This is a genomic window from Vibrio limimangrovi, from assembly GCF_054064025.1.
In genome coordinates, this window is record NZ_JBSUGF010000008.1 from 545,567 (window position 1) to 565,565 (window position 19,999).

The following is a 19,999-nucleotide window of genomic DNA, read 5'->3' on the forward strand; positions in this document are numbered from 1 at the left end:
ACGGTCATCGTCTTTCGTAGCGATAGCTCGTTAGAGTGGTATAACTAGAACATCAAACACAAAATTAAAGTCATATGCAGTGCCAATCAGTTTTTACTCATATACCCGATGAACACTTAGCCATCGAACAACTTCGTTCTGAACTGACCCAGCCGAGCCTGGCATACGTTATTTGTTATTACACAGAAGAGTACGATTCTGAGTGCATTCGCACGGCTATGCTAGAACATTTTCCTCACATACCTTTTCACGGAGCAAGCTCCTGCCAGGCAGTTATGACGGATAAAGGATTTCATGTAGGACCAGTCATCGCTGCATTAGCCATCTATGACCCAGAACCTCATGCCTATGGTACGGGCATATCTCAATGTACTCAAAACAAGGGGGTGATGCGCGCTCTGGATATGGCACTAGAAGATGCCAATAGAATAGGGGAAGTCCCTGATCTAATCTTACTGCATGCCACGCCAGGTCAGGAAGAATTGGTCATTGAGTCTATCGATGAACGGTTTGGTACACTGGTACCAATTATTGGAGGGTCAGCTGCCGACAACAACATTTTGGGTAAATGGTCAGTGATCACCACACAAGGGCAGACACAAGAAGGAGTAAGCCTTACATTATTTTACTCCTCTCAACATATCGATATCGCATTTAGTGCAGGGCATACACCAACAAAGGTAAAAGGTATAGCCACCAAAACTGAAGGCAGATGTCTTTTAGAAATTGATGGTGAACCTGCACTCGAGCGCTAACAGACATACTTTCAAAACCTTTATATCTACAAATCGTGTATTCGACACAGTTGATTGGTTACACGGTAACACTATAGAGAGAGCCCTAAATGGTGAATGTATCCTACTGTTCGAACCGTTAAGATTAGGTGAGTTCTCTAACTTAAATGTCTTAGTCCAAAGTCACGTTAACTCGGTCATTCTGACAGGAATTCGCTCTGAAGTAACACAGAGCATTATTTTATTAATTGGGGGACAAAAAGGGCATTTTAGTATTGAAAACAGAGAGACCATTCGACGTTTTCGCCCCTTAATAGAACGTGCTGTCATTGATATTGAAACGAAAGAAAAGTTACAACGTATCGTAGATGTTAGAACGACACAACTTGCCAAAGCTCGTGAAGAGGCAGAACTCGCTAACCAATCTAAATCCGAATTTCTGGCGATGATGAGTCATGAAATTCGCACGCCACTAAACTCCGTTTTAGGTATGCTCGATATCCTTCGCCAATCAACCTTATCTAATGAGCAGTTTGATGCACTCAGCCAAATGGAAGGTTCAGCCGACCTGCTACTCGCGATAATCAGCGACATACTCGACCTATCCAAAATAGAGTCAGGAAGTTTTCAGCTACATGAACAGTGGACTCATTTAAGCGACACTGTAATATTTATTATTTCCCAACAAAAACAATTAGCTAAAAACAAAGGTCTAGGTTTTCAATTTAACTGTACACTGCCTTCAGACAAACAATACTGGATTGATTCAACAAGGATATCTCAAATCTTATTTAACCTGATTGGTAATGCGATTAAGTTTACTGATAGTGGTAAAGTCAACGTGTCAATACAAGAACAAAAAGACGAGTTGATTATTGCCGTCTCTGACACAGGAATTGGAATTTCAAAAGCCAAACAATCACGACTTTTTACTGCATTTCACCAAGGAGATAGATCGATAACCAGGCGGTTTGGTGGCACTGGATTAGGGCTCGCAATCACAAAGCACTTAGTAAAAATGATGCGCGGTAGCATTACAGTGGATAGTGAAGAACATGCTGGCTCGCTGTTCGTCGTAAAGATTCCCGTCTTAACACGGTTTAGTCAAAATCGACCAGTAAAAATAGAAGCGAACGGAGCTACTAAGGCACTGAATCTACTCGTCGTAGAAGATACTCAATCAAACCAGCTCGTTATTAAATTAATTTTGAACAAGCTCGGTCACAACGTCCACATTGTAAATCATGGTGCAGAAGCAGTGGCATTTTTAGAAGAACACAGTTCATCAATCGATATGATTCTGATGGACGTGTCTATGCCAGTGATGGATGGAATTACAGCAACTCGTCTGATTCGAGGAAAAGGAATAACAATACCAATCATTGCATTGACAGCACATGCTTTAGAAAGCGACCGAGACAAGTGCCTGGATGCCGGCATGGACAGATTCATTTCCAAACCAGTTCGTAGACAAGATATCTACGAAGTCATCCAAACGATAACAGGAAATGATCACTCTTAATATAGATCTTAACAATCGATAGATTATTAAGATCTATATTAAGTATTTTATGGTAAATAGCCATTATGTTTAATCACGACTTCATATCACTAGATTACATTCAAACTGAGAGGGATAGGAGACTTAACTGAACAAGTTTTCACGTAGCGTAACATTATATTTAACATAACACATATAATGCGCACTGAATCGTGGATCTCACCGGACTCGAAACTACCACCGCCAAACCAGCCGCAGCCATTGATATCCCTGATAATCCAAGCCCGTTATACTTTTTTGCAATGCTTTCCCACATGCTTTTTATAGCTGGATTTTCATTGCGATCAGCGTGACAACCTAACAAAGCAAGTTCAGGGTCAATACCTGCACCGTTCGCAAGAAAAATTGCTTCTTCATCAGACACATAGCGAATGCCTTTTCTTATTTTGCTTATCTTGTTCGGTTGCAAATTCAAATCGTGGGCAATCTGCTTGTCTTGTACGTAGTTATGAGCCTTTTTGTAGGCGTTTAATAGTTCATTGGCGTACATAAGCACCTCCTTTTTTTTCCATTCTAGCCCTAAAAGTTCGATTTTTCGCATCTTGTAGATTCGATTTATCGCAATTATAGTTCCGATAAATCGAATTTAGACCGCCTCGGCTTGGGGCGTTTGCCCTTGACGCGTACGTCTTGGCTTTGGCGGTCATTCTATCAATTCAACTCGTCAAGGTGGTTGTTATGTCTCGTTCTAAGTTTGTGCTTTGTCAGGACTGTCTCAAAGTCTCAATCTATTCTGATGCTCGTCATAGCGAAGATGAGCTGTGCTCTTGTGGCGGCCAGTTCTGTGGCTGCTCATCGTGTGATGCTCAAGCGCAACAAATCGTAGATAACGACGAAAATCATGTTCTTCATGGCCTATCTGATTTTGCTCTTTTTGACTTATCTGAACCAGATAATGACGATGCTTTGCAAGCGTATGAAGAACACTCTGACCGCTTGACGGATGCTTACTTAGAAAGAGGTATTCGTAATCATGCGTGAATTGGTTGTCGATATCGCATCAGGTAAACAAGAATACATCGAGTTTGTTCCTGTTCACTCGTGGAACTCGACCGCGCATATTGCTGACAACCTGTTCAATCATCGCTTTACTTATACCGACCACACACGCCCAGATTACCCAATGGCGGCGCGCGTGATGTCTGCATTAGACGCGCAAATCTACTCACACGATAAGTCAGATTTTATTACGCGCCCTACTTCAAACCCTTGTTTTGACCTGCCTAAATCGTTACATCGTAACGGCGCATTTGCCCCACATATGACCCGTGCTTACACGGATATCTTAACGGCTCGTGATGCAGTCGAAGCGGCTCGCGCTGTGAATGACGCTCACGAGCGTTTAACGACGCACGGTTACAGTTATGCGATGTCAGACGATGAAATCAGCGCGTTAGCTAAGCGCAAGTCTCGAGATTTTGCTCGTGTGATCAACGCGATACCCGAGGAATTCTCACAAGCTCGTTTTGATAAAGCTGTTCAGCTTCTCGACTCACTCGGTCTGGCGTTTTCTGACGAGGCAATCGGTCATGCAGAAAACAACTGTGAACTCTTTGCTCTGGTTAACCGTGCGCTTGATGAACACTGGTTAGTTCGCCAGCTTCGCCGTAAGTGTGCTTACGAGGTGGAATGTGTTGCCCGTGATTTGGCACTCGTTCAACGCCGTAAGCAGGTTTACTGCTCTGATTTCTCGCTGCATCGTCAACGCGACCGCAATAGCTCTAACCGTATCGCGTTAGACAATACGGTCGCATACGACGAAAACGATCTCTCTAACTACTTCACACTGAGTGAGCTTTCAGCCAAGTCGGTTTCTAATCCCGAAATTCGCCGTTCTGAGATGTTCGTGCGTCTGCGCGGCTTTGAGGAAATAGCACAAGAATCGAATCATGATGCGGTGTTCTTTACGGTGACGGCTCCGTCTCGCTTCCACTGCGTATCAAACGGAACGGTTAATTCCAACTGGATTAACGCCGACAAACCCGACGCGAAACAGGCTCACGGTTATCTCATGTCAGTCTGGGCAAAGCTGCGTAAGTTCCTTGATAAGAACAAAGTCAAAGTGTACGGGATGCGCATCGTTGAGCCTCATCAGGACGGCACACCGCATCACCACATGCTGCTGTTTATGGAAAAGTCGAGCCGAAAACTGGTCACGAACGAGTTTAGACGCTTGGCCATGGCCGATTCACCAGAGGAAAAAGGCGCGAAGAAGTTTCGCTTTAAAGCCGAGGTGATCGACTGGTCACAGGGTTCGGCAGTTGGCTACGTCGCGAAATACCTAAGCAAAAACATTGATGGTCAGCATATCGATTCTGATAAGGGCTCGTCTCTTTCTGGCTCTGATGCGGCTGAGCGCGTTGTCACGTGGGCTCGCGTTAATCAGATACGCCAATTTCAATTTATTGGTGGTCCATCTGTCACGGTATGGCGCGAAATGCGTCGTTTACGTGAGGAATTCAAAGAGGATGACGCCTTGTTCACTGACCTAAACCAAGACGAACACTTTCTGTTAGAGAGCGTTCGCCGCGCTGCTGATGAGGGCGACTGGAAAGCCTTTTGTTATGCCATGGGCGGCGTGTTCGTCAAACGCAAAGACCAAACTGTTAAAGCGGAATACACCGTATCTAATGCAATTGAAAAGCTGATTGCCTCCGGTGGTGAATACTCCCCTACCCGCTACGGCGATATGGCTCAGGCGCGCTTAAACGGCCTGATGTTTCAGAAGGTGTTTATCGCCACTCGTTTCCGTAACTGGAAGACCGAGAACAAAGAGAAATTCTTACGTGCTCAACAAGGGATCATGTCTAACGTGGTCGATTACTTTGATGCACTAGAGCGCGAACAAGAGTACCAGCGCATGTGTGAAGACTTATACAGCCAGTATGAAAAACACCTAACGATGTATGAAGAAATGGAAGCGTTGTTGCTCACAGCGCCAGAGGAAATCATGCCAACCAATAAGGAGGGCGAAGCCCCTCCAGATTGGTGGCACTGATTTCCCTTGGACTTGTGTCAATAACTGTCTTTTCTATTTAAACCAACAACTAAACGTAAAAATAAGGGCAAACGATTATGAGAATGGAAGGCTTGATTCTAGATGAATCTGATATCACTCAAGAGACCAAGGTAGACCGCAACGGCGAGCAAAAGACCAATGGCAAGTTGCGCCTCATCACCACCAATCCGACTGACACGATTGAAGTACGTGTGTCTCCTGAACTGTGGGACAACGGCAAAGCAGGCGAACTGCTTAAACGCACGATTGGCAAACGCATCATGTTTGACGTTGAACACAAGAAGTTCAGCTTCGCCAATGACGATGGTAAGCACGTTGCTATTGAAGGTTTCCATCTCTACGCCCTGCCTGTGCTTGGCGATAAGTAAATGAATACTGAGTCTCGGCAATAGCTTGGGACTCGTTGTGTGTAATTGGAGTTTATGAAGGGGTCTGTATGTACGTTCTCATCTGCGAGCAACCAATAGTAAATAACAATTGCGCTTCTGGGTTTAGTTCGGTGCTACTCACTGACATCGTGCCGAACTATATGACCACCGCCCAACTCATCGAGGTAATGCCAGCGGCGACTCTGTTTCTGGCGACCTGTTGGTGTTGGAAAAAAATCTCTAAGTAAATAAGGAATAGACCTATGAACAATATCAAAACTCGTATGCTAGTTGCGGCTGGCGTTCTTATGACCTCTGCATCTGCTTTCGCCAACACAACTGGCCCTGATTCATCAGCGGTAGTCGGCACGATTGTTGGCTTTGGTGCCTTCGTTGCTGCCGTGGGTGGCGCAATGGTCCTCATCACCGTTGCTAAGAAAGCATGGGGCAAAATCGGCGGTTAATCACCCTCTTTTTCTTTCTTCTGACTCAAGGGGGCGTTCTTCGCCCCTTTTTTGATCCAAGGGCAAGTTATGACTTATGACACTTTTCTCGTCGTCCTTTTCCTTATCGGTATGTTTGTTCTGTTTGGGTGAATGTGATGATTAAAATATTACTCATTTTTGCAGTTTTCTATTCTTCGTTTTCATTATCTTCCACGAACACACTTCCAGTTGGAGATATTTATAAATGTTATGATGCTCATACTAGTAGCACCTCTTTCTTCTCAACATCTCCAAGTGTCTGTATGTCCAGCCGTGACTATCACTTTTTCAATGAGAACATCTGTTCAGATGAAATATGGGTTTTAGATGACAGATACCTTCATTGTAAGGCTCGTTCAGGCTCTAATTTTGCGGGTAACCTCCGTGTTGCTATTGCCATTCCCGCTGGTCAAGGTTGTCCAACGTCTCATCCAAACGAAAATAATGGAAATTGTTACTCAGAACCTTCCAAAGAACCTCATCAATGTCCTGAATCTGGCACTTATATCTCGACTACGTGGGGTCGTGAAGGTTTAACTGGCTGGTCGGTTTGTCGCTCTGATAATTGTGTCGCCGCTGCACAAATAGATAAACATTCCTCAATGCCTGACGGCCTTTGTTATTTTGATGGTGCGCAGAGTAGAAAAGTTTGTCGTTATAATCTTTTCCATACAGGTCAAACATGCACTTATAACCCTGACAATCCTGGTGTTAACCCGCCCGACCATAAATATCCTGATTCTCCAGTTGAACCGCCTACTCCCGACGAACCGCCTAGCCCTGACCTACCAGATTCGGGGAGCGGTGGCGATGACCCTATTTACGATCCCGACGGTAAAGGAAAACCGGATGACCCAGTAGAAAAACCGAACCCTGACCCAAAACCAGACCCTGATGATCCTAATTTAACGAAAGGCGATAACGCTATTGTGGGTGAACTGAGCGAGGCAAATAAGTGGCTTGAAAATATCGACAATACACTTGAGGACCTGACTAACACAACCAAGATTGATAACGACACTATGCGTGAATACCAAACTCACCTACTTGGTGAATTGAAAGCAGCCCATGAGACTTTAAAAAACAAGCCTACTGGCGGCGGCGGTGGCGGTGTTGGACTGCAAAGTGCTGTTGCGGAAGGGAACAACAAGTTAGACGGCATCGGTGAAACATTAAAAGGTATTAAATGCGAAATTGATGACAACTGTGAAGGTGAAGGAAAAGAAAAGCCAACCGCAAAAGTCGATTGCGAACTCAGCATATTTGAATGTAAGGGCGATGTCATTCAATGCGCATTATTAAAAATTGAGTACGAGAATTCTTGTCCTACTGGAGAACTAAGCAAACTCGAAAATGAAATGAACAAGCTATTTGGTACGGATAGGACTGATGAACTCGTAGATAAAGATGTACTCGACTTTTCAAAGATTGATTCGAAATATATGACTAATGGAGTCTCTTTTGGTAACGCAACTTGCCCCGCACCAGAGAGCAGCACATTCAGTCACTTTTCCGGAAGCACAACGATTGAAATATCTTTCGAACCCGCTTGTCACTACGCGAGAATCGCAGCACCAATCCACGTGATTTTGGCTTGGATTGCGGGACTGTTTTTAATTGGTAGAACACAAGGAGCGTTCTAATGCCTTACGTCATTGGTTTTTTTGCAACTGTTTTAGTCCCGCTACTTCCAGCAATCATGCGAACACTGGCGACGTACGTCGCTATTTCTATCGGGTTCGGTTTGGTGGCTTATACGGGTGTGAATTCCTTTCTCGATATGTTGGCCGATTATATCCAAGCGAATATATCGGGCGTTCCTTCAAAGCTGGCGCAACTTATGGCACTCGCGGCCATTGATACGTGCATTAACGTGATCCTCTCGTGCCTCGTTTTTTCATTCACGCTTAACGGCTTGATGGGTGCAACCGGTTATCGTCCGTCGTGGCGAAAACCAACCAGCCCAGTCTAGGAGTCTGACTTATGTTTTTTGCTTTTAGTGGTGGCGTGGGTACGGGTAAAACTCTCCACGCGGTGAAAACACTCATCGAGACAGAATCCTTCATCGGTCGCCCTATTTATTATCATGGCGTGCGCGTTCTCCTTCTGGATTACTCCGTTTGTGACAGTTTCCAAGGTTGGTTCTATGGTATTCATTGGCCTGCAAACAATCACAACAAAGCATTAGAAAAGAAGGTACTGAAAATCGAAGATGAGGGACGGCTAGCCGAGCTTGAAGACTTCCCGTATCTGGCCTACCAGTATTCGAAACACAACCCTGTCGAGCAATGGCTCTTCTGGTACAAAAAGACCGCCTCCAAGAAACGACTGGTTCAACTCCAAGAGGCGTTGGACGTTCTTGAAATCGATGAATCCGAGATTGAAGCCTCGCACATTATCGAGCTTGGTCTATCTTGGAAAAGTTTTGATAACCCTTTGGAGATCCACAATCTTCCGGCGGGTTCGGTTATCTTCGTTGATGAGGTTCAGAATATCTGGCCTCCTCGCGGTGGAAGCTCCAAACCAACTGACGCACTGAAATGGATGACAAAGAGCCGTCACGGTGGTTCGGATTTGGTCTTTGTGTCTCAGGACTTTCGAGACGTTGACCAAATTATCAGACGCCGTATTCAAGCGCATGTTCATTTAGAGTTTATCGGTGGTGATGCGCTGCATCGATACGAGCACATCGAAGGTATCGAGACTCCTGCAGATTTGGCCAAGGCTGAAAAGAAGAAGATCCGCCGTGATTCCAATTTCTATGGCGTTTACCTCAGTGCGATTAAACACACGCAAAAGCCTAAGCTCGACCCACAAATCAAAAAAGGGCTAACCATGCTCGGCTTTGTTGTTGCTGGTCTGTCCGTGTGTGCTTATGGCTTTTACTACTTCTATCAAAACTCAGTAGTTCAAGCGACCGAGTTAACACCCGTTGAAGATTTTCAGTCAGCGCATTCCTCAGTAATTGGCGCTAACACTGCCAATCATTTTTATCCTGGTCAAAAGAGTGAAAACTACATCACTCGATTACTTCCTGCTGAAGAATCGCTTCCGTTCTCTGCCCCTGCCTATTCGCAGTTAACAGCCGAGGCTATCCAGTATCCACAATTAACTTGCGTCGTTAACTATTCCAATTGCGCTTGCTTCACTCAGCAAATGACCCGCTATGCAATCAGCGATAACCACTGTGAGAACATTGCGCGATATGGCTACTTTGATCCTTTTTCGGATCTTCAGGAAGACGGCGAAAGAAAGAAACGAAATAGAAAAACTCACACGGCCAACGGACTCAACAAAGGAGGTATTCACAATGGCTAGATTCTTACTGGTACTCATGCTGATTTCACCACTGGCGAATGCGTTCGAGTCAAACCTATCCGGTAAGACACTGAACGAGTTTTTCATAATCGCGAGTCAAACCTTCCAAAAGACAATTGTTGCTGACCCGTCTATTGATGGTGAACTGAAAATCTATCAGGCATCCGGCGCGGCTAACTTTCGTGATGTTTGGTTTAGCGTCATGCGAGCACACAACCTCACTTACATCGAATCCAATAGCGTGATTCGAGTACAGCCGCGTAACCAGCTCGACGCGGGGAACCTCATTACCACTCGAACATACAAACTCGAATTCATGGCCGCCGATGATCTCAAAGACTCATTAGCTGCATCACTTCGAGTGCAAGCTTCCGTTCTCGACGTTCCTGATGTGACTCATGTTTCGAGCATTATCGCGGGGACCGCCTTAATGGTCACAGCTCCCCAGAACATGCACCCATCTGTTGAAGAATTCATTCGCTACATTGACAAGCCGATGCGCCAAATAAAAGTAAGAGCCGTTATTGTAGAAACCTCTCGCGGCAACCTGTCCGATTTAACCGTCGATTGGAAAGCGGGTGCGGGTGTGGTAAGTGCGGCCTTTTCCGGAGCTGCTGCCGGATTCATGAATGGCGTTCCTAACCTCTCATCCAACAGTGACGACTTCACGGCCTTTATCCGATACATCGAATCCAATGACAACGCCGAAATTCTCAGCCGTCCAGAGCTGACGATCTTACATGGCCAAGATGGATTGATTAGCGTTGGCCAAGAGCTGCCTTTCGTGACTGGCAGCTATACCACTGAATCAGATTCGAGTGATAAACCCTTCCAAACCATCGAGCGCAAAGACGTAGGGTTATCTCTTTACGTTCAGCCCCACATTGGCGCAAACGGGAATATAAAACTCCGCATACGTCAGGAGCTTAGCCGAGTTGATAAGTCTATTGAAGCGAGTGACATTGTAACGAGCAAGCGTCAAATCGATACCGTTCTGACGGTTAAATCGGGTGATACCGTTGCACTTGGCGGAATGACATCGAAAGAAACACAGAACGTAGAAATCAAAGTTCCGTTTCTTGGTGATATCCCTTTCATCGGTCTGTTGTTCCGTTCTGAATCTGAAAAGGTAGCAAACCGAACACTAAGTGTGCTGCTTTATGTGGAAGAGGCATAGCTGTCAGAGACAATATAACCACCTTTCAGTTGTCTCTAATAACGGGAAAATACAATAAGTTAGATTCCTACGATTAGGTGATTTTGTACGCTTCATCAGAAGTGCTCCGAACTAATTTTATTAATATTGACATTACACTCAATTAATCTCACATATAAGCCAATATGCACTTAGATTTCATTCTAATCTATGCGTTAGTGATGTTTTTCGTTTTCCCTACTTCTCGATGGTCATTGGGTTGGAAAGTCATCACTTTACGTTAACGAGCATAGAGACAGAAATTATGAAGAATAGAACGAATGATATTCTAGCTGTTGGAATATGCATGGCCTTCGGGGTTGTGACTGTGGCGAATGCAAAACCACCGGTAGACGACTTGGAAGCAACTTTAAATACGAAAATTAGTGAACTGGAGGCACGCGTAGTAACACTTGAGACTAACGAACAACAGACATGTCGGCTATATCAGACGATTATTGAAAGTCCCAGTCCACCGTCTCTCGACACCGAAGACATGCCCGAATTCTGCGCCGATCATCTAGAACCCAAAATTGTGTTCATCACAAACGGGCGCGGTTGGAATGGAGAGTTGGGTGGTATCTCGGGCGCGGATGAAAAATGCCAGAATGCCGCTGATGCAGCCTCAGAAGCAGGTATGCTCCCCTCTGGTGGTCAGTACAAAGCGTGGCTCGCGACGTCCACTGTTGACGCGCCAGTAAGTAGGTTCTCGCACTCAATAACCCCTTATGTCCTCAACGACGCCATTGATGGTGCGGGCGCGACCATTGTCGCCAACGATTGGAATGATTTAGTCGACGGTAGTCTTCAGAATCCTATTAGTATCGATGAGTACGGCGGATCTGTTGGTAATACTTTAGTTTGGTCTAACGTAACCACCGAAGGAACCTATGAGCCAAGTTGGAGTGATTACAACTGTGGCGGATGGATAGCGTCATCCAATGTTTACTTTGGTGGGCTAGGCAGGGCTATTCTCACAGACGCGGGCTGGACGCAAGCTTCTATATTTACATGCGAAGTTCCCTACCCGTTATATTGCTTCCAGCAGTGAGCCGACAGGTAAGGTTCCTCCCCGCTAGTAGCAATATGTTGACCAAGTGCGCCCGAGAGTAGTGGGCGCATCTACTATTGATCCGACTTTACTATCCTCCGACAATAGCGAACACATGACATACTGCCCCGCAGGGATAAGCAATGCACGAAGTGCAAGCGAGGCACCAAGCCGCCCACTAAACCCAAGTTAGCGATTTAATTCAATCGGCGCGGTTAGCTCTCCAAATCTGATTCGACATGCAGCCGCCCCCCGCCGTGCTAAGCCCGCCTCGCAGAGCCTATCAACATCAAAGGCGCGTTATCCCACGGGAACTCATTAAAAATAAAGCGAATCCATTTTTAAGCTAGTAGGAAGTAAGGTGTTTGAAGTTTGAGCCACACAAAAAAGCCGAACCCCATCGCTAATAAGGTTCGGCTTTGTTTGGCTTCATGTCATGTGGAGAAAAACACTAGTTGGATGTTGAAGCCCGTCGAGGTCAATCGACGCGCCAAAGGTATCGGCTCGGTACCTGCTGTGTAAATCATCACTAGTAACGTTTCGACGCAGTTCTAAATCTTTATTGTGCAGAACTATTTTCTCAACTGCCGTATCGCTCTAACGTATTTCATTATCTTAGTAGCAATCACCAGGTCTGATTCGGCTCCTATTTCTAATAGAGCGATACCAGTTAAAATTTCTTGGGGTGTGACATACTGGCCTGTCGGTAATTCAAGTTTGTCTTTGTGCATTTTGAAATGCTCCCATTCCTCAGAAGCTGCCAGTTCTCTTCCTTTAGTCATTCTCATTAGCCGTTTGCACTCCGGTGGTATCGGCTCCCCTTCATCCCACGATTTGACCACCCTGACACACCGAAAACACAGTGTTGCTGTCTCTTCTACACTTAAACCACACACAAATTCACGAAAAACGTAATTCTTACTCATCTTTCGAAAGTTCGTCATATAACCCCTTAATTTATAAAGGGAATCACATGCATCATCAGTGACATTAATATCAATTATGAATTATGGACTATGCGGCGAGGTTCGAATTATAAAGTGAGTAAGTCTCTGAAAAACTTGCTATAAAAATTTCGAAGCGTTGTCATTTGTAATAGAAACCTCTTTAGTTAATAACGGTCATGTATTTTGACTAATAGGTAACTAGCTGGAGCTCGAATCAATGCAACGAATATGTGCTAATTTTTATATGTCAAGGATATGAAATGGCTAAGTTTTTAAATACAAGTGCTACAAACTACTATTTAGAAGATCTCATCAAAAATGCATCAGAGAGGCTGATTCTTATTAGCCCTTTTCTGAAACTTAACGATCGAATCAAAGAACTTCTCGAAGACAAGGACCGCTTAAAAATTGATATCAGAATTGTTTACGGAAAAAGCGAGTTGCAACCAGATGAGATTAACTGGCTTAAGGGGCTCGCTTTTGTTCGTACTAGCTTTTGTAAGAATCTTCACGCTAAATGTTACATGAATGAAAGTTCGAGTATCATCACAAGTTTGAACTTGTACGAGTTCAGTCAAGTCAATAACAACGAGATGGGAATCTTTATCGATCGTGACGAAGATACACAGCTTTACAAAGACTCATATGAAGAAGCCCAACGCATCATCCGCATAAGCGATGAAGTTAGGATCTCTCTTGAGAAAGTGGCCATCAGTTCAACAGAAATTGTAAACGCTAAACAATCAAATATTGAAGACGAACAAGCTAAAGTTACGTCTTCTAAACTAGCTAAAAATCACAAACTCAAGACCGAAGACTTCCTTCAGTTATGTGTTACCAAAGGCTACCTTTCTTTCGATGATGGAAAACATACCTTAACTGATACAGGAAAAGAGCAAGGCGGTGAATTCAAGTACAGTAAGCGATTCGGCCCCTACTTTATCTGGCCAGAAACACTCGAAATTGAATGACTTTAAAGTAGCTTAGCCAAGACTTACCTGTCAGCATTAAAATCACTATGCAATCTGATCTGACAGGTTTTTCTAACTCGCCTTGCCCTAAAGCTTGTTTGCGTCGAAGAGCTTATAAGTGTGAATAACTTGTAAGCGCTTTTGGGCTGTTATTATCATATTCGAGCTAATAGCAGCCAAAGGCAAGACCTGCCTTCTGTGTTTTGGGGATCTACAACACCTTAATAGTATTAAGGGTTGTAGGCCTCCATACGACTTCACGTCGCGTACCCCATTTGTCTGTTAAAAATTATTAGTCAGGGAGCAACTGATTGGCTAACAACTCGTTTTTACAGGCTTCATATTCAGGCTCTGTAAGAAACATAACAATGTCGGTATTTTCTAGTGGATCCATGGGATAGTTATGGAAATACCTCCCCACGTAGTCGTCATTATTATCAAACACATCATGATACACAAGCGCGTAGACAATACCTGAACCAGCTTCATACTCGCGGTCGTCGTAAAGACCAACCTGTGAATCAAGAGTCTGATTCACTCTTTCTAAGACATTACCACCATGAGTACCAACATCTGCTAATTGCGCAAAGGTCCAGACTGGGCAAGCACTTTCATAGTTCACACAGGGCATGGCAGGGTCGCCTTCTTGCATCTTACTATTGTATTTCTCAAGGATTTTACGGGATGGCGGCGTTAAATCGGAAAGATTCTCTGGGTCAACAGTAGTTTCCCCATCTTGAGCCTCACAATAGGCAACACAAAGTCCATAAAGGCCGGGCGTCGAGTATTTTAATTCATTACAAATTGTCTCTTCGGCAGGAGTTGTTTCGTCGTTGGCAAAGGCTGTGGCACTTAGCATGAATAAGGTCATAGTACGTATATAAAGCAAGGTTTGGAAGCAGCCTCTTTCCCCCCCGATCTGGTGTTGAGTCTTGGTGGTATTCATGGTTTATCTCCCAGTAAAAGTAAATTCCTGTAAGAATAGACCCAAATAGATGGATGCTTCCTTGTAAATGATAAATATATCAACTGTGAGAAAAATCGACAGATAGTTACATATGGGCAAGTCGGTGTTTAAACCTTGAATAGCCACTTCGCCAATCTTGTTTGATCGTTTATGAGCCATTAAATATGAGGGCTCTTTCAGAGCCTTTTTACATCATACGTTTTAGCGCCCTAGCATATTTCAACACTCGCCTTGCTGCTTCTAAGTCACTCAATGCCCCTATTTCTAGGAGCGCAATTCCAGTCAAAACTTGCTGAGCTGTTACCAATTGTCCAGTTGGAAGTTCTAACCTGTCATAATGCATTTTAAAACAATCCCACTGTTCCGAAGAGCTAAGTTCTCTACCTCTAACCATTCTCATAAGTCTTTTACACTCTGGAGGAATTGCTTTTCCTTTATCCCATTCTTTGATAGTCCTCGCAGTTTTTAAACAAAGCTCAGCAGTTTCCTCAATGGATAATCCACATTCAAATTCGCGAAAAATGTAGTTTTTAGTCATTTCGCAACTCTCCGTGGAATTGTTCGTTAAAATAACAATTTACGTATTGAAACGTTATTTTATTATTATTGAACATAAGGAGATATAATGCGCACTGAATTTGTAGGAGCAAAGTTGTAATGTCACTATTTAACAAAGTTAAAATGTCTCTTTAGCATACAATCACTAGTCCTTATTTACTTTGGATTTGTGCTAAGGACATGATGAAGATGCTAGTGACTATGAATGACTCTGATATCAATCGTTTTAAAGTAATCCAGGATGTTTGTGATCGTCGAATCCGACGAGTCGATGCGGCAGACATTCTTGATTTGAGTGTTCGCCAAGTGCAGCGACTTATGAATCGTCTGCGAGAATTTGGCCTTGCAGGACTGACTCACCAAGCTCGAGGTAAGCCAAGTAACAACCGTTATCCCAGCGACTACCGAGATACAATTTTAAAGTTGGTTCGTGATAAGTACTCGGATTTTTCTCCAACTGCAGCTGATTAAGTTCTTGCACGGTATCTTTGGTTACGTTCGACACCATGCTAGCGTTCTCAAAGCTCATCGACAAACGCTTCTGGGAATTCCACTCGGCTTAACGTCAACCCTATACTTTTTTCAGTTCTAGTTGTTGCCTGCTTGTTTTCATTACGCTGAAGTTATTGACGGCGTAACTTGCACCAAGTTAAGGCTGCTTATGGCTCTTGGCATTTCTCAACTGCCAATTTCATTTCTATTGGGAACTTATCACCAAAATGTGCGTACGCGGTTTGCTCGCAGAAAGTTCCCCGTTCCTAACTAGTGTGACATGTGACAGTCGTTGCAGCACCAATAACAACCATTTGACTGGTGATATTTCTTTTTTGCTTCAATGACTGCTTCAGCGCAATTATCAAATAAGCCTAAATAAGTCTTAGATTGGATTTTATCAAAATGAGGACAGCCTGAGTTATGAACCTCATGGTCACCACTATTATGTACTTCGTGGTCGCTATTATCTTGAGCTATATCGCTTACGTAATATGCTAGTTTCATTGTCTAGCCCATCTTGTTAAATGTGATATTAAAGATAAATATAGCTGAAAAAAATATACTGAGAGTACTCGCTAAAACTTGTGTAGTCTCACCAATATTAAGTTACGCGGTCACTAATAATTATGCTCATCAGGATGTTTATTTGCATCCTGTGGAATTAACTAACTGACGTCCCTAATTTTCTTTTAGACGATTAGGATAAACATCAGCAAGTTAGTAGAAGAAGTTAGAAAAGAAAGAGCCGTACCGATCGCTAAGGTTCAGCTTTTTTTTGGCTACATGTATGGAGGGGGAAAGCTCCAAGCGCCCTACTTTCCCTTCGCTTATCTGGCTTTATCGCAAGGCAGTTTGAGCGCCACCAGCTACCATAAAAACTGAGTCAAACATGCTAAATGCCTTGTGAGTCGAATCGCTATAGAGAGCTTTAGGCCATCACACACGCACTGATGTGTTTGTTGAATGAAACGAGATCGAACGATCCTTTGATCTCAAAACGCACTTTACCGACTTCACTTAGATACAGTTCGATCTCGCAGTCCAGGTCAAATGTGCCAGATGTTTCTACAGAGAATGCGTTCACTTTGCTATATGGCAACGATGTATAGTCGACTTTTGAACCGGTAATGCCCTGAACGTTGGCAGCGATTACTCGTTTGTTGGTGAAAATCACCTGATCACGGACACTTTTGAATCCGGCAATAATTTCCTCACCATCAATGAAAAATTTGTAGAAATCTTCTCTAACTTTCGATTCTTCAATCGGTTTTAATTTGAACACCGACGAATTTTTAAAATCGATCATGACTCTCTCCTATACAACTAATCGTTTTTGAGCCAGCTGGCCTCGCGTATCGACCTCACCAACGTCTAACCAACCATGTTTACGGTAGAACGTGATGCCCTGACTATTGGCTGGTAAATACCTTAACTGCACATACTCACATTTGGCAGATTTTAATTGTGAAAATATGAAGTCTTGCAACTTACTACCTAAACCGTTGTTACGAAATTCTGGCTTTAAATACAAGAGGTTTATGTAACCATATTTCACGCCATCGTCGTCTAAAAAGCCCTTTCTAAATTCGATTTGGCCAATCGTTTCGCCGTTCATTACAACATGGAAGAAGCCCGCATCTGAGAAGGACGCTAATCGATAGAACCATGATGTAGTTTCCTCGCAACTGAAACCGTCTGTATTTCCATAACTGACTGCGTACGCATCTTTACGAAACGAGATACACAAATCTAATTGTTCTTCGATATTTACCGGAACAAATTCCATATTGCACTCCGTCTATTAGTAAAAGAACTGCGAAGTTTGTCGCAAGGTTTCACATGCGCTTTCATTGTTGCTGTTTAGCAACGCTCAACCCTTTATGGTCGCTGAATGTAGTAAGCACCGAGACATCGTTAGAATTTAACTTTACTGGGGTTCTGAGCTAATTATATAAATTTAAATCATCGACGAGCTTAGAAAGATTAAACGGACGTGAGAAATCCTTTTGCAATTTCATTAACTCTGCTTGGTCGAGATGGTTCACAGCTTCCAAAACTGCCTCCTCAAGTGGGGAGAGAGCTTCTTGAAATAGATGTAGTAAAGACTTATTTCCATCACGTATTAGCGCTAGTTTAAGAGCTTCTGCTTCATCTTTTATACAGTTTCTGGAGTTATAGTTATAGTTATAGTTATAGTTATAGAGGTATCCTATTACAGCTTTTTGGTCTTCGATACTTAAGGATTTAAACCAAACATTATCTGGGAACTTGGGATTATCACTTTGAGACATAAAGCACATTTCATACTTGTTATCCCAGTTCTTTAAAGCTGTAACACTATCAGAAGAGCTTGAACAACCAACGACTAGTATGGAGATAAGGAGTACTTTATTTTGATGCTTCACTTACACACCTCCAAAATTCTTGCTCTTTACCATAAGTAAATATTTCTTTTTGGTAAGCAATTATAAATATTTGCGCTCTTACTATTTTTGTTGAAGAGTTCATTGCTCAAGCAAACATCTTCCAGTCATACTCACGTATAGTAATGCCCATTTCAAATGCACTATTTGTCACACTAGGACTAGCAAAAATTTGGAACAACGGAACTGTAGAAACTGTACTGGTAAACAAATTTCCTTGTTTCAGGATTTCTCTAATATCCGATACTGATTTTTTGCTCTTTCGTGACAACTTAAACCCCTTGATTTCACAAAACCCTATCTTTTCCATTTTATAACCTGCTTTACTTCCATACCAAAAACAAGGTTCCAGAACATATCAAGGCAAAAGCATGATAATTTGTACTTGTTAACTATAAATTTTGAATGACTTTGCCCAACCTAACGGCAGTCTAATTAAGCAGAGCGACGGTCACTAACGGATTACACGTTATCTCAGTATCTCTTTCGATGACTTGGGCGACATGTATTGGGTCATAATTCCCTGTAGCTTCAAACCTAAGTAGCTTGTGATGCCCCTCTAATGCAGAGTTGACGTACAAATCACGTTCTTGACGCTTTTTCTGCCTATGAGATGAATCATCCAACTCTATAACAGCGAGTACCTTAGTGCTTCGATCGGTAATGACGTAATCCACACGTTTAGCCCAGGTTCGTGAGTTGTCTTTGAAGCTCACAGGCTGAACCAAAGCCATCAGTGAAACCTGACAATGCACGATATAATCAGAAGGTAATATCTCTTGCAGAACCTGATAGAAATTACGCTCTGTCTTGGAGCCCAGATATACATGTTTCTTATGAGGTACAAAGGATGGTTTAACAGACTTTTTTGTTGCTGTGGGGAACGTAGTGACTCTCTTATTTCCAGAACCAACAAATGGCTTAACCTCACCGTGATGTCGATTCCTTTTTGATTTCGTCGACATGTAGGCAATCAACACCAAGAATAAAACTATGACTAATTCAAACAATCTCTAAATCCTTCTATCAGAAACGATAACAACATTCGGGCTCTATACCATTTCCTCGGACGTTGTAGAATCCAATGGTTTCGATACAGCTACCATGCCACTTAACGGGTTTATAAAATCCAGTGCGTGGTATTTGAGGCTAATTAGTGGAGATATGCAGCCGTATATACTTCTCCGGAAACTTGTAGCTAAACCGCTTACCTACTTTTAAATTCGATTTAACATACCGACATACGGGTTGATCGCCGGTACCTGTGACTCGCTTGATCGATGCCTTACTTCCCTTATGCTCCATCTCTATCATGACGTCGCAGTACCCCTGATAACCATCGAACTTGTTACTTACTTTACTTTGCAGCTTCTTTTTGATCTTTCTTGCGACTGGGTTTGTTTCAGAATCATCCGAAAATGCGGGTCCACTCAGTAAGATTAGCGCAATAAAAGTGACAACGTATCTCATAGACCTATCCATATATTTAATTAAAAATCAGATGGCTATGTTAGTTTGTGATTGTCCAAATACAAAAATGGAACGCTGATTTGCGTCCCATTTAACATGAATAAGTAATTGATATGTAAGTTAAGCGCGCTTCTTACCTTTAGCGGTTTTAAAGCCTTGGTGAGGAAAAACATTTCTGATTCTTTGCTGAGTTTTCTTCGGTACATCTTTAGAGAAAACCAAGCGCATCCCTGTGCGCTGGTTATAAACTTTCATCTCACCTGTGAAGGGGTTGTGTTCACTGATATCTTCTAAATTGTGTTTGAAAGACGGCGGAATATGTCCTTTCACTTTACTGATACGCCCTTCGTCAAACGAAACTTTGAGTATTGGTCGGTCGACTGCAATCAGCCAAAAGATAACACCAGCAGCAATCAATATTACGTATAACATTTTAG

General features: G+C 43.2%; 21 protein-coding genes and 2 pseudogenes. 13 read left to right on the top strand and 10 right to left on the bottom strand.

All coding sequences use genetic code 11. From position 1 onward, the window contains the following. Positions 1–74: 74 nt before the first annotated feature. Together ACWYU8_RS13265 and ACWYU8_RS13270 are read left to right on the top strand one after the other, a co-directional pair. A pseudogene (locus tag ACWYU8_RS13265) lies at positions 75–749 on the top strand (FIST N-terminal domain-containing protein); the annotation flags it as partial. Between the two features lie 4 nt (positions 750–753). Further along, positions 754–2,256, top strand: a pseudogene (locus tag ACWYU8_RS13270) (ATP-binding protein); the annotation flags it as partial. A 160-nt stretch (positions 2,257–2,416) separates the two neighbouring features. On the opposite strand, the gene ACWYU8_RS13275 reads toward ACWYU8_RS13270, so the two are convergent. Next, positions 2,417–2,785, bottom strand: a complete 369-nt coding sequence (locus tag ACWYU8_RS13275; RefSeq protein ID WP_457520127.1) for a DUF3693 domain-containing protein — start codon at positions 2,783–2,785, stop codon at positions 2,417–2,419. A gap of 188 nt (positions 2,786–2,973) precedes the next feature. Between ACWYU8_RS13275 and ACWYU8_RS13280 the strand changes: the two genes are divergently transcribed. From ACWYU8_RS13280 to ACWYU8_RS13320, 9 genes are all read left to right on the top strand, one after another. Then, the gene (locus tag ACWYU8_RS13280) at positions 2,974–3,276 is read left to right on the top strand and encodes a hypothetical protein (protein WP_457520128.1); all 303 of its coding nucleotides are present in this window, start codon (positions 2,974–2,976) and stop codon (positions 3,274–3,276) included. Further along, positions 3,269–5,293: a replication endonuclease gene (locus ACWYU8_RS13285; RefSeq protein WP_457520129.1), complete on the top strand. Its 2,025-nt coding sequence runs from the start codon at positions 3,269–3,271 to the stop codon at positions 5,291–5,293. The genes ACWYU8_RS13280 and ACWYU8_RS13285 overlap by 8 nt, the downstream gene beginning before the upstream one ends. Positions 5,294–5,376: 83 nt before the next feature. Continuing rightward, positions 5,377–5,682 carry a chemotaxis protein gene (locus ACWYU8_RS13290; RefSeq protein ID WP_457520130.1) on the top strand — a complete coding sequence of 102 codons (306 nt, stop codon included), beginning with the start codon at positions 5,377–5,379 and terminating at the stop codon, positions 5,680–5,682. A gap of 263 nt (positions 5,683–5,945) precedes the next feature. Then, positions 5,946–6,146: a hypothetical protein gene (locus ACWYU8_RS13295; protein WP_457520131.1), complete on the top strand. Its 201-nt coding sequence runs from the start codon at positions 5,946–5,948 to the stop codon at positions 6,144–6,146. Between the two features lie 284 nt (positions 6,147–6,430). Then, positions 6,431–7,810, top strand: coding sequence for a virulence factor TspB C-terminal domain-related protein (locus tag ACWYU8_RS13300; RefSeq protein WP_457520132.1), 1,380 nt, complete (start codon positions 6,431–6,433; stop codon positions 7,808–7,810). Next, on the top strand, positions 7,810–8,139 hold the full coding sequence (locus ACWYU8_RS13305) for a DUF2523 domain-containing protein (RefSeq protein ID WP_457520133.1): 330 nt from the start codon (positions 7,810–7,812) through the stop codon (positions 8,137–8,139). Before ACWYU8_RS13300 ends, ACWYU8_RS13305 begins: the two co-directional genes overlap by 1 nt. A gap of 11 nt (positions 8,140–8,150) precedes the next feature. Then, a complete protein-coding gene (locus ACWYU8_RS13310) occupies positions 8,151–9,485 on the top strand; it encodes a zonular occludens toxin domain-containing protein (protein ID WP_457520134.1) in 1,335 nt (444 codons plus the stop codon). Then, a complete protein-coding gene (locus tag ACWYU8_RS13315) occupies positions 9,478–10,662 on the top strand; it encodes a hypothetical protein (RefSeq protein ID WP_457520135.1) in 1,185 nt (394 codons plus the stop codon). The genes ACWYU8_RS13310 and ACWYU8_RS13315 overlap by 8 nt, the downstream gene beginning before the upstream one ends. A 553-nt stretch (positions 10,663–11,215) precedes the next feature. Then, the gene (locus ACWYU8_RS13320) at positions 11,216–11,731 is read left to right on the top strand and encodes a DUF1554 domain-containing protein (RefSeq protein WP_457520136.1); all 516 of its coding nucleotides are present in this window, start codon (positions 11,216–11,218) and stop codon (positions 11,729–11,731) included. A 572-nt stretch (positions 11,732–12,303) separates the two neighbouring features. On the opposite strand, the gene ACWYU8_RS13325 is transcribed toward ACWYU8_RS13320, so the two are convergent. Beyond that, positions 12,304–12,675, bottom strand: a complete 372-nt coding sequence (locus tag ACWYU8_RS13325; RefSeq protein ID WP_457520137.1) for a regulator — start codon at positions 12,673–12,675, stop codon at positions 12,304–12,306. A gap of 263 nt (positions 12,676–12,938) precedes the next feature. On the opposite strand from ACWYU8_RS13325, the gene ACWYU8_RS13330 reads away from it, so the two are divergent. Then, positions 12,939–13,649, top strand: a complete 711-nt coding sequence (locus ACWYU8_RS13330) for a phospholipase D family protein (RefSeq protein ID WP_457520138.1) — start codon at positions 12,939–12,941, stop codon at positions 13,647–13,649. A gap of 292 nt (positions 13,650–13,941) precedes the next feature. Here the strand turns inward: ACWYU8_RS13330 and ACWYU8_RS13335 are convergent, their stop codons facing one another. Continuing rightward, positions 13,942–14,595: a hypothetical protein gene (locus ACWYU8_RS13335; RefSeq protein WP_457520139.1), complete on the bottom strand. Its 654-nt coding sequence runs from the start codon at positions 14,593–14,595 to the stop codon at positions 13,942–13,944. A gap of 208 nt (positions 14,596–14,803) precedes the next feature. Continuing rightward, complete coding sequence (locus tag ACWYU8_RS13340) at positions 14,804–15,154, bottom strand: regulator (RefSeq protein WP_457520140.1); 351 nt, start codon at positions 15,152–15,154, stop codon at positions 14,804–14,806. 200 nt (positions 15,155–15,354) lie between these two features. On the opposite strand from ACWYU8_RS13340, the gene ACWYU8_RS13345 reads away from it, so the two are divergent. Continuing rightward, positions 15,355–15,645 (top strand): helix-turn-helix domain-containing protein, encoded by a 291-nt coding sequence (locus tag ACWYU8_RS13345; protein ID WP_457520141.1) that lies wholly within the window; start codon positions 15,355–15,357, stop codon positions 15,643–15,645. Between the two features lie 952 nt (positions 15,646–16,597). Here ACWYU8_RS13345 and ACWYU8_RS13350 read toward each other — a convergent pair. From ACWYU8_RS13350 to ACWYU8_RS13375, 6 genes are all read right to left on the bottom strand, one after another. Next, positions 16,598–16,975 (bottom strand): PH domain-containing protein, encoded by a 378-nt coding sequence (locus tag ACWYU8_RS13350; RefSeq protein WP_457520142.1) that lies wholly within the window; start codon positions 16,973–16,975, stop codon positions 16,598–16,600. A 9-nt stretch (positions 16,976–16,984) separates the two neighbouring features. Further along, a complete protein-coding gene (locus tag ACWYU8_RS13355) occupies positions 16,985–17,455 on the bottom strand; it encodes a GNAT family N-acetyltransferase (protein WP_457520143.1) in 471 nt (156 codons plus the stop codon). 157 nt (positions 17,456–17,612) lie between these two features. Then, positions 17,613–18,074, bottom strand: coding sequence for a hypothetical protein (locus ACWYU8_RS13360; RefSeq protein WP_457520144.1), 462 nt, complete (start codon positions 18,072–18,074; stop codon positions 17,613–17,615). A 449-nt stretch (positions 18,075–18,523) separates the two neighbouring features. Then, positions 18,524–19,057, bottom strand: a complete 534-nt coding sequence (locus ACWYU8_RS13365) for a DUF2726 domain-containing protein (protein WP_457520145.1) — start codon at positions 19,055–19,057, stop codon at positions 18,524–18,526. Positions 19,058–19,241: 184 nt separating this feature from the next. Continuing rightward, positions 19,242–19,562, bottom strand: coding sequence for a hypothetical protein (locus ACWYU8_RS13370; protein ID WP_457520146.1), 321 nt, complete (start codon positions 19,560–19,562; stop codon positions 19,242–19,244). A 120-nt stretch (positions 19,563–19,682) separates the two neighbouring features. Continuing rightward, a complete protein-coding gene (locus tag ACWYU8_RS13375; RefSeq protein ID WP_457520147.1) occupies positions 19,683–19,994 on the bottom strand; it encodes a DUF3634 family protein in 312 nt (103 codons plus the stop codon). Positions 19,995–19,999: the final 5 nt, after the last annotated feature.

Coding starts and splice junctions, on each gene's coding strand:
- ACWYU8_RS13275 (WP_457520127.1), bottom strand. CDS start 2,785: ATGTACGCCAATGAACTATTAAACGCCTACAAAAAGGCTCATAACTAC.
- ACWYU8_RS13280 (WP_457520128.1), top strand. CDS start 2,974: ATGTCTCGTTCTAAGTTTGTGCTTTGTCAGGACTGTCTCAAAGTCTCA.
- ACWYU8_RS13285 (WP_457520129.1), top strand. CDS start 3,269: ATGCGTGAATTGGTTGTCGATATCGCATCAGGTAAACAAGAATACATC.
- ACWYU8_RS13290 (WP_457520130.1), top strand. CDS start 5,377: ATGGAAGGCTTGATTCTAGATGAATCTGATATCACTCAAGAGACCAAG.
- ACWYU8_RS13295 (WP_457520131.1), top strand. CDS start 5,946: ATGAACAATATCAAAACTCGTATGCTAGTTGCGGCTGGCGTTCTTATG.
- ACWYU8_RS13300 (WP_457520132.1), top strand. CDS start 6,431: ATGTCCAGCCGTGACTATCACTTTTTCAATGAGAACATCTGTTCAGAT.
- ACWYU8_RS13305 (WP_457520133.1), top strand. CDS start 7,810: ATGCCTTACGTCATTGGTTTTTTTGCAACTGTTTTAGTCCCGCTACTT.
- ACWYU8_RS13310 (WP_457520134.1), top strand. CDS start 8,151: ATGTTTTTTGCTTTTAGTGGTGGCGTGGGTACGGGTAAAACTCTCCAC.
- ACWYU8_RS13315 (WP_457520135.1), top strand. CDS start 9,478: ATGGCTAGATTCTTACTGGTACTCATGCTGATTTCACCACTGGCGAAT.
- ACWYU8_RS13325 (WP_457520137.1), bottom strand. CDS start 12,675: ATGACGAACTTTCGAAAGATGAGTAAGAATTACGTTTTTCGTGAATTT.
- ACWYU8_RS13330 (WP_457520138.1), top strand. CDS start 12,939: ATGGCTAAGTTTTTAAATACAAGTGCTACAAACTACTATTTAGAAGAT.
- ACWYU8_RS13335 (WP_457520139.1), bottom strand. CDS start 14,595: ATGAATACCACCAAGACTCAACACCAGATCGGGGGGGAAAGAGGCTGC.
- ACWYU8_RS13340 (WP_457520140.1), bottom strand. CDS start 15,154: ATGACTAAAAACTACATTTTTCGCGAATTTGAATGTGGATTATCCATT.
- ACWYU8_RS13345 (WP_457520141.1), top strand. CDS start 15,355: ATGATGAAGATGCTAGTGACTATGAATGACTCTGATATCAATCGTTTT.
- ACWYU8_RS13350 (WP_457520142.1), bottom strand. CDS start 16,975: ATGATCGATTTTAAAAATTCGTCGGTGTTCAAATTAAAACCGATTGAA.
- ACWYU8_RS13355 (WP_457520143.1), bottom strand. CDS start 17,455: ATGGAATTTGTTCCGGTAAATATCGAAGAACAATTAGATTTGTGTATC.
- ACWYU8_RS13365 (WP_457520145.1), bottom strand. CDS start 19,057: ATGTCGACGAAATCAAAAAGGAATCGACATCACGGTGAGGTTAAGCCA.
- ACWYU8_RS13370 (WP_457520146.1), bottom strand. CDS start 19,562: ATGAGATACGTTGTCACTTTTATTGCGCTAATCTTACTGAGTGGACCC.
- ACWYU8_RS13375 (WP_457520147.1), bottom strand. CDS start 19,994: ATGTTATACGTAATATTGATTGCTGCTGGTGTTATCTTTTGGCTGATT.